This window comes from Terriglobales bacterium (genome assembly GCA_035937135.1).
Classification (GTDB): Bacteria; Acidobacteriota; Terriglobia; order Terriglobales; family Acidobacteriaceae; genus DASYVL01.
In genome coordinates, this window is the sequence record DASYVL010000043.1 from 1 (window position 1) to 8405 (window position 8405).

The window sequence follows — 8405 nt, forward strand, 5'->3', positions numbered from 1 at the left end:
CCTTCTCCGATTCGAATACCGTGGTGGTCATGGAGAAGTGATGAAGAGGAAGCCGGGCCACTAAGCCCGGCAGCAAGGGCCTGGGGGCCGGTCGCACCGCGGCCGGCCCTTCTTTTTGTCCTTTGATAACTTGCGGGAAATCGCGCGCTGCGGCATCCTTCTTGCCAACGTGTTCGCCCGCATCTCCATCCCCAAATCGCCCGTTCACCGGTATGATTCCTAAAGGATCTCAGATGTCCCTGCTTCGAAGCGCGATCTTGCTGGTGGCGGCGCTCCTTCTTCCGGCGTGGCTGGGAGCGGCGGAGTGGACTGCCATCGGTCCGGATGGAGGGGACGTCCGCAGCCTGGCCTATGACCCGCACCATCCTGGCCACATCTACCTGGGGACCAGCGCGGGCGGGATATACATTTCCCGCGACAACGGGGTGAGTTGGTCGCGCTTTGCACGCCTGGGAGAGGGCGACCACTACGTGATCGACCACATCCTCTTCGACCCCACGGCCGCCGGCGTGCTCTACGCCGGAGCATGGAGCGTGGAAGAGGCGAGCGGCGACGTCTTCCGCAGCCACGACGCTGGCAAGAGCTGGCAGCCGTTGAAAGCCATGCACGGCAAGTCCATCCGCGCCCTGGCCCTGGCGCCCTCCGACCCCACGACCCTGGTGGCGGGGGCGCTCGACGGCGTGTACCGCAGCCGCGACGCGGGCGATACCTGGCAGCGCATCTCACCGCCGAACCATCGCGAGATCCAGAACATCGAGTCGGTGGCCATCGACCCCAAAAATCCGGACGTCATCTACGCTGGGACCTGGCACCTGCCCTGGAAGACGCGCGATGGCGGGCTCACCTGGGCCTCCATCAAGCAGGGCATGATCGACGATTCCGACCTGTTCTCCATCATCGTGGATTCGCAGAACCCGTCGCTGGTGTACGCCAGCGCCTGCTCCGGGATCTACAAGAGTGAGAACGCCGGAGAGTTGTTCCACAAGGTGCAGGGGATCCCGTTCTCGGCGCGGCGGACGCGGGTATTGAAACAGGATCCTACCGCGCCCCAAGTGGTCTATGCCGGCACCACCGAAGGCCTGTGGAAGACCAGTGATGCGGGCATGAGCTGGAAACACATGACCGCCGCCAACCTGATCGTGAACGACGTTCTGGTGGATCCCCGGCAACCCTCGCATGTGCTGCTGGCCACCGACCGCAGCGGGGTGCTGCGGAGCGAGGACGGCGGACGCTCGTTCGTGGCCTCCAGCCGCGGCTTCACCCATCGCCAGGTGGCGGCCGTGCGGGTGGATCGCAACGCCTCCGGCACCCTGTATGTCGGTCTGCTGAACGACAAGGAGTTCGGCGGAGTCTTCGTCTCCCACGACTGGGGTTCCAACTGGAGCCAGATGAGCGACGGTCTGGGCGGACGCGACGTATTTGCGCTCGAGCAGAGTCCAGGGGGACTGCTGGTCGCTGGGACCAACCGGGGCGTGTTCGTGTGGGAGAGCGGGCGGTGGAGCCCGCGCAATCGGGTGCTGCGTGAGGTTGCGGCGCCCGCCGGCAAGCGCTCCTCGCGAAAACCGAGTGCCAAGAATCCGGTTTCCTCGGAGCTGACCGCGAGAGTGCAGCAGTTGTCCCTGAGCGGGGGAAAATGGTTCGCCGCTACTTCCGAGGGTCTCTACTTCTCGAGCGACGAGGGAAAGAGCTGGACCGGCGGGCCCATCCTGGGCGAGGCGGATTTCGTCGCAGTCGAGGCCCAACTGCCCCTCGTGCTGGCCGCAACGCGTAAACGCCTACTGCTTTCCCAGGACGGCGGGGCGAACTGGTATCCCGCCGCGCTGCCTTCCTTCGTGACTAAGATCCACGGAGTGACCCTCGATCCCGGTTCCACACTGTGGCTGGCGACGCGCGAGGGCGCCTTCCGCTCCAGCGACAACGGCGAGCGGTGGCGGCACGTGCTGTCTGGCTTGCCCGCCACCAATGTGGTTTCCATCCTCTACGACGCCGAAGGCAAGCGCCTGCTGGCCAACGCGGCTTCGTCCCACAGCCTTTTCGAAAGCAGCGACGGAGGCAAGAGCTGGCTGCGCTCCGCCGACGTGGGCGCCTCCCTGCGCGCCTTCCATTCCGGACATGGACGCGTCTTTGCCTCTACCCCCTTCGACGGCGTCCTGGCCCAGCCTGTTACTCCCAGCTTGCCCCAGGGCGCGGATTCCAGCGCCGCGGGCGGCGGTTCGCCCCGCTGAGTTAGTTCCCGAAACGGGAACGTCCCGATTCAAAACAAAAATCAACGATTCTTCCGCGTATTTACGGTAGTTTACCGTGGTCACGTCCAGGCCTAAGCAGGTTTGCTACTTCCCAAAACGGGAACCAATGAGTTAGACTAGACCCTGCAGCGGCTAGCTCAGCCCGACGCAAGTAGTGGAGCGGCCGGCGTTAGCGGTTGGATTTCAAAAGGGAACTCGGAATGCACATAGAACGGACATGGGCGCTCCGGAAGGCGAGCGATTCGCGAGGGGGGCAGAGTGAACGTCATCCGCTTCCTTAGCAAGCAGACCGGCGAAGGTGCGCCACAGGCGGCAGAGCTGTTATCGGCGGTGCTGGATACGGCCGAGGACGCGGTGCTGGTGGCGGAGGAAGCGAGCGGCCTCATCTACGCCAACCGGGCGGCGGCCCGGCTGCTCGGGTACAGCCGGGCGGAGCTGGAGGGAAAGCCGCTCGAGGAGATCGCCGCCGACCTGGACGGAAAGCGGTGGACGGAACTGTGGAAGCAGTGGAAGCGGCCCGAGCCGCACGTGCTGGAGACCTTCTGCCGGCGCAAGGACGGAAGTGCGGTGCTGGCCGAGGCCACCTGCAGCCATTTGGTGGTGGGAGCGCACTCCTACCACTGCGTTTTCCTGCGGGAGGCGGGACGGAGGCATCACCTCGAAGAGCAGTTGCGGCAGTCGCAGAAGATGGACGCGGTGGGACGGCTGGCGGCGGGCGTGGCCCACGACTTCAACAACCTGCTGACCGCGGTGATGCTCTACAGCGGCCTGCTCCTCAATCAGCTGGGTCCGAACAGCCGTTTGCGTGGGCACGCCGACGAGATCCGCATGGTGAGCGAGCGCGGTGCCGCCCTGGTGGGACAGTTGCTGATGTTCTCGCGCCAGGCGGCGACCGAGCCCCGGTCTATCCATCTGAATGAGGCAATCAGCGGGCTGCTGGAGTTGCTACGGCAGATGCTGGGGGAGAACGTGGAGCTGGTCACCCAACTCGATCCGCAAATGGAGGCGGTCGAAGCCGACCCCATGCAGATGGAGCAGGTGCTGCTCAACCTGGCGCTGAACGCCCGCGACGCCATGCGTGGCGGCGGGCGCCTGGTGATCTCCACCGGGAACCTGCATCGGGAGGCCCAGGGCGGCCCGGAGTCGCTGCCCGCCGGGGACTACGTGAGCCTGGCGGTCACCGACACCGGCTGCGGCATGGATGCGGAAACGCGCGCCCATATTTTCGAACCCTTCTTCACCACCAAGCCGCCGGGCGAAGGCACGGGCCTGGGCCTGTGGACGGTGTACACCATCGTGCACCAGGCGGGGGGAGAGATCGAGGTGACGTCGGAGCTGGGGCAGGGGACGAGCATTCGCATCCTGCTGCCGCGGAGCGAGGCCGCCGAGCTGCCCGCTCCCGCGCTGGCGCCCGGGCGCAAGCAGGTCACCATCCTGCTGGTGGAGGACGAAGACGCCGTCCGCCGTTCGCTTCAGGAGACGCTGGAGCAGTACGGCTACCAGGTGCTGACCGCCCGGAACGGCCAGGAGGCCCTGGAAATCAGCCGCAAGTTCGAGGGGGAGGTGGAGTTGCTGATCGCCGATCTGGTGCTTCCCGGGATGAACGGCCGGGAGGTGGCGGAGGCGTTGCGGAAGCAGCGTCCGGGGTTGCGGGTGCTGTACATCTCCGGCTACGCGGATGCGGAGCGCACCGGCCCCATCGAAGCCCGCTTCTTCTGCCCTAAGCCGTTCACGGACGCGACCCTGGAGAGCAAGATACGCGAGCTGCTGGGTGCGGAAGCGGCGGCCGCCGGATAGGGACATCGAGCGCGAGGAGCAACATGGTGATGCAATCAGCACTGATTTCTCCCAGTCCGGGCGCGGCGCCGGTGGCCGAGCCCATGCGCCTGCTGATCGTGGACGACGAGCGCTCCATCCGCGGCGCCTGCCGCGAGGTGGCGGAGTCGCTGGGATTCCGCGCCTTCACCGCCGAGAATGCCGAAGCCGCCTACAAGGTGCTGGAGGAGCAGAGCGTGGACGTGGTGGTGCTCGACCTGAAGCTGCCGGGGGCGAGCGGCCTGGAGGTGCTGCGCGAGGTCAAGCAGCGGCGGCCGGAGGCGGCGGTGATCGTCATCACCGGCTACGCCACGGTGCAGTCGGCGGTGGAGGCCATGAAGCTGGGCGCCTACGACTACGTCACCAAGCCCTTCCACGTGGAGGAACTCAAGCTGCTGCTCGATCGGGTAGCCAGCCACCTGCGCCTGACCACCGAGAACCGCATGCTGCGCCAGCGGGTGCGCTCCCGCCACGGCTTCGCCGGACTGGTGGGCAACTCGCCGGAGATGGAGAAGCTCTACCGCATGATCTCCAAGGTATCGAACAGCAGCCACCCCGTGCTGATCCAGGGGGAGAGCGGGACGGGGAAGGAGCTGGTGGCGCGGGCCATCCACTTCTCCGGCTCCTACCGCGACAAGCCCTTCCTGCCCGTGGACAGCGGGTCGCTGGTCCCCACGCTCATCGAGAGCGAGCTCTTCGGATACGTGCGCGGGGCCTTCACCGGGGCGGTGCGCTCCAAGCAGGGCCTGCTGACCATGGCCGAGGGCGGCACCGTCTTCCTGGACGAGATCGGGGAGCTGCCGCCGGACCTGCAGGCCAAGCTCTTGCGCGCCATTCAGGAGCACGAGATCCGCCCCGTGGGCAGCACCAAGCGCGTCAGCATCAACGTACGCATCCTGGCCGCCACCCACCGCGACCTGGAGGTAGGCATCCAGCAGGGTACCTTCCGCAAGGACCTCTACTTCCGGCTGAACGTGATCAGCCTGCAGGTGCCGCCGCTGCGGGAGCGCAAGCAGGACATCCCGCTGCTGGTGGCCCACTTCCTGGAGCGGATGGGCCGGTCTACGGGCACGCAGCGCACCCTGAAGGACGAGGCCCTGCAAGTGATGCTGGCCTACGACTGGCCGGGGAACATCCGGGAGCTGGAGAACTGTCTGGAGCGGGCGTGCGCGCTGAGCTCCAATCAGGCGCTGCAGGTCTCCGACCTGCCCACGGCCCTGCGCAACGCGCGCTCCGCCGCGGCGATCGTGGTAGGCCCGCCGGCCAGCACCGTCCTGCCCATGGCTGAACTGGAGAAACAGGCGATTCTATCGGCCATCCAGCAGGTGAACGGCGACAAGCTCATGGCGGCGCACCTGCTGGGCATCGGCAAGACCACGCTCTACCGCAAGCTCAAGGAGTATTCCTTCCCGGATTAGGACGGCAGAGGGCCAAAACAGTTTCACAGGGGGAACGGGATGAAGGGGAACGGAGCTAACCATCGTGTTTTCAGCCAGCGCGGCCGTGGCACCCGGCTTGCATCCAAACATGGCATGATCCTGCTGATCACCACCTCGCCGCGGGTGGCGGAGTGCGCCAGGGCCATCGAGAAGGCCACGGGCGAGTCCGCGCACACCGCCTCCGGCTTCCGCCGTGCCCTGCGCCTGTTGCGCCAGCACGAGTTCGACGCCATCGTGGTGGACCAGTGCCTGCCGGACTCCGAATCGGAGGCCGGCGAGCTGCTGCCGGCGCTCTCCGGGGCCGCCGTGCTCATTTTCATGAACCTGGCCATCTCGAGCGTGGACCGCGTGGTGCGCGACGTGCGCGCCGCCCTCCACCGCCGCGATCAGGAGCAGCGCGTTGCCATGCAGGCCGCCGAACGCATGCTTTCGAGTGAGATCAAGGACGCCCTGACCGGCATCCTGCTCTCCTCGCAACTGGCGCTCTCGGAGCCTGCCCTGCCTCCGGGCGCCGAGGCCAAGCTGCGCTCCGTCTGCGAACTCGCCGAACAGATGCGCTCCCGCCTGGAGCACGCCCGCTAGGCGCCCACGCCCGCCGAATACCGCATCCCTATGATATCGTCCTTCCCTACTCGCTGAGCGCAGCGGTTTGACAGGAGGATTCATGGCGGCAATCAAAGTCACGGTAAAGAAGAGCGGTCCCTACCGAGTGGAAGGCGACCTCACGCAGCTCCAGCTCACCGACTCCGAGGGCAATCCCTACGACCTGACGGGCAAGCCGGGAATCTCGCTTTGCCGCTGCGGCCACTCCGCCAACAAACCCTTCTGCGACGGCTCGCACAAGACCTCCGGCTTTGTGGCCGAGGAAACCGCGCCCAAGCCGGGTGGGGCCGTTCCGCCCGCTGGCACCTAGGCCCTCTCAAGCAAACCCCAGATCCTTCGGCTCGGGTTTCCCGCGCTGAAGAAGGCGCGCGGGAGCCCTCCCTCGCTCAGGATGACAGCCTTATGGGTTGTGGCTGGCTGGTGAGCGCTGTTTGCTAGGTGCTGATTGCTGAGTGCTGACTGCTCAGTGAATCGTCCGCATCTTCCGCGACATGTAATCCATCAGCAGATACTGTCCCAGGTTGTAGGGCGTGGTGAAGTACGCCTTGCCGCGGCACATCTCCGTCACCTTCTGGACGAACTGCACCAGGCCGAAGTCCGAGGCCAGCATGAAGGTGTTGATGAGGATGCCGGCGCGCTTGCACTTCGAGACCTCCTCCAGCGTCTGGCTGACCACCAGGGGATCGAGGCCGAAGGCGTTCTTGTAGATGCGGCCATCCTCCAAGGTGAGCGCCGAGGGCTTGCCGTCGGTGATCATGACGATCTGCTTCATGTCCTTGCGCTGGCGCTGCAGGATGCGCTGTGCCAGGCGCAGGCCCTCGCGGGTGTTTGTGTAATAGGGCCCGACCTTGACGCGGGCCAACTGCGAGAGCGGCAGCTCCTCGGCCGAGTCGTGGAAGAGGACGAGCGAGAGGGAGTCGCCGGGATACTGCGTGCGGATGAGGTGGGAGAGCGCCATGGCGACCTTCTTCGCCGGGGTGAAGCGGTCCTCGCCGTAGAGGATCATGGAGTGCGAGCAGTCGAGCAGCAGCACCGTGGCGCAGGAGGACTGGTACTCGCACTGGTGGACCTGCAGGTCGGAGTATTCGAGGTTGAGCGGCGCGTTCTTAAAATCGGGCAGGCCCTCGCGCTGGATGGCGCTACTGAGCGTGGCGGTGATGTCGAGGTTCATGGTGTCGCCGAACTCATAGGGCTTGGCGGCGCCTGAGGTCTCGATGCCGGTGGCCAGATCGCGCGTGTCGTGCCGTCCGAAGTTGGATTTTCCCAGCGAGGCCAGCAAGTCGCGCAGGGTCTTGAAGCCCAGGAAGTCCAGGCTCTTGTCGGTGACCTCGAAGCGCGCGTTGCCTTGCGCCTCGCCGGTCTGCCCGCCGACGGGCGAGGAGCGTGAGGGGTCGTGGGGGCCGTCCACGGAGATGTAGCCCTCCTGCTCCATGCGCTCGACCAGCTTTTCGATGAGCTGATCGAGCGAGCCGTCCATGCGCATCTGCTGGAGGCGCTCCTGCATTTCTTGATCGAGCAGGTCGCCGCGGGCGAGGGCGTCCTCGATGGCGCGGCGCAGGGCTTCCATGGTGTGCTCGCCCTGCTGCATCTCGTAGAAATTCATGTAGGAATTCTGAAAGCCGCTCTCGAGCAGGTAATCGGAGAGGGCGCTGAGCAAGTCTTCGAGGCTCATCTCGCCGGCGGCGTCGGCGACGTATTTGGTGTACTTAACGAACTTCATAGAAGCAGTTGTCAGTAGCCAGTTCTCAGCTAGAACCGAAAACTAATTGTAGGGGCGCCGGGAACGGGGGACGGGAGGCTCGTCGCCGCGGTCGGGAGCCGTGGGCTCGCCGCGCCGCACCGCCTTTTCACCCGCCGAGAACACGCGCTCCTCGCTGCGTCCGATGCGCTGATGCGCGTATAGACCCTCCAGCACGAACTCGGCGGCCGAGACTTGCAGCTCCGGGCTGTCCTTGGGCTTGAGGCCGAGCGCGCCCAGTTTGTCGTGCAGTCCCTGAATGCCTTTGAGCGCCCCGAAGACCTCGGCGGAGGCGGCCGATTCCGCCACCTGGATGGAGCCGCCCAGGTCGAACCACTGCACCACCTGCTGCAGGTTGGCGCCGTGGAAGTAGGAGTCGAAGGTGCGGGCGACGGCGGCGCGGATGAGCTCGCGGGCGACGTTATCGGCGCCGCGCATCTCGCCCTCGTACTCGAGCTCCAGTTTGCCGGTGATGGCGGGCATGGCGGCGTAGACGTCGCCGATACGCGGAACGACCAGCGTCTCCTTATTTCGAAGCGCGCGGCGCTCGGCGTTGGAGATGAC

At 65.9% G+C, this 8405-nt stretch carries 8 protein-coding genes; 5 read left to right on the top strand and 3 right to left on the bottom strand.

Going from position 1 to position 8405, the window contains the following annotated elements; translation table 11 throughout:
- A partial coding sequence (locus VGQ94_02530; protein HEV2021380.1) for a hypothetical protein occupies positions 1 to 208 on the bottom strand: 208 nt, incomplete at its 3' end.
- 25 nt (positions 209 to 233) lie between these two features.
- Here VGQ94_02530 and VGQ94_02535 point away from each other — a divergent pair.
- From VGQ94_02535 to VGQ94_02555, 5 genes are all read left to right on the top strand, one after another.
- On the top strand, positions 234 to 2225 hold the full coding sequence (locus VGQ94_02535) for a transcriptional regulator (protein ID HEV2021381.1): 1992 nt from the start codon (positions 234 to 236) through the stop codon (positions 2223 to 2225).
- Between the two features lie 279 nt (positions 2226 to 2504).
- A complete protein-coding gene (locus tag VGQ94_02540) occupies positions 2505 to 4043 on the top strand; it encodes an ATP-binding protein (GenBank protein HEV2021382.1) in 1539 nt (512 codons plus the stop codon).
- Between the two features lie 29 nt (positions 4044 to 4072).
- The gene (locus VGQ94_02545) at positions 4073 to 5479 is read left to right on the top strand and encodes a sigma-54 dependent transcriptional regulator (protein ID HEV2021383.1); all 1407 of its coding nucleotides are present in this window, start codon (positions 4073 to 4075) and stop codon (positions 5477 to 5479) included.
- A gap of 114 nt (positions 5480 to 5593) precedes the next feature.
- On the top strand, positions 5594 to 6082 hold the full coding sequence (locus VGQ94_02550; GenBank protein ID HEV2021384.1) for a hypothetical protein: 489 nt from the start codon (positions 5594 to 5596) through the stop codon (positions 6080 to 6082).
- A gap of 82 nt (positions 6083 to 6164) precedes the next feature.
- On the top strand, positions 6165 to 6413 hold the full coding sequence (locus tag VGQ94_02555) for a CDGSH iron-sulfur domain-containing protein (protein HEV2021385.1): 249 nt from the start codon (positions 6165 to 6167) through the stop codon (positions 6411 to 6413).
- A gap of 153 nt (positions 6414 to 6566) precedes the next feature.
- On the opposite strand, the gene VGQ94_02560 is transcribed toward VGQ94_02555, so the two are convergent.
- Both VGQ94_02560 and VGQ94_02565 read right to left on the bottom strand, forming a co-directional pair.
- Positions 6567 to 7823, bottom strand: a complete 1257-nt coding sequence (locus VGQ94_02560) for a VWA domain-containing protein (GenBank protein HEV2021386.1) — start codon at positions 7821 to 7823, stop codon at positions 6567 to 6569.
- Between the two features lie 42 nt (positions 7824 to 7865).
- Positions 7866 to 8405: magnesium chelatase (locus VGQ94_02565; GenBank protein HEV2021387.1), on the bottom strand; the 540-nt coding region annotated here is incomplete at its 5' end.

Bases quoted from the DNA above. Each gene is read 5' to 3' on its own strand.
- VGQ94_02550 (HEV2021384.1), top strand. From the start codon at position 5,594: ATGATCCTGCTGATCACCACCTCGCCGCGGGTGGCGGAGTGCGCCAGG.
- VGQ94_02535 (HEV2021381.1), top strand. From the start codon at position 234: ATGTCCCTGCTTCGAAGCGCGATCTTGCTGGTGGCGGCGCTCCTTCTT.
- VGQ94_02545 (HEV2021383.1), top strand. From the start codon at position 4,073: ATGCAATCAGCACTGATTTCTCCCAGTCCGGGCGCGGCGCCGGTGGCC.
- VGQ94_02560 (HEV2021386.1), bottom strand. From the start codon at position 7,823: ATGAAGTTCGTTAAGTACACCAAATACGTCGCCGACGCCGCCGGCGAG.
- VGQ94_02555 (HEV2021385.1), top strand. From the start codon at position 6,165: ATGGCGGCAATCAAAGTCACGGTAAAGAAGAGCGGTCCCTACCGAGTG.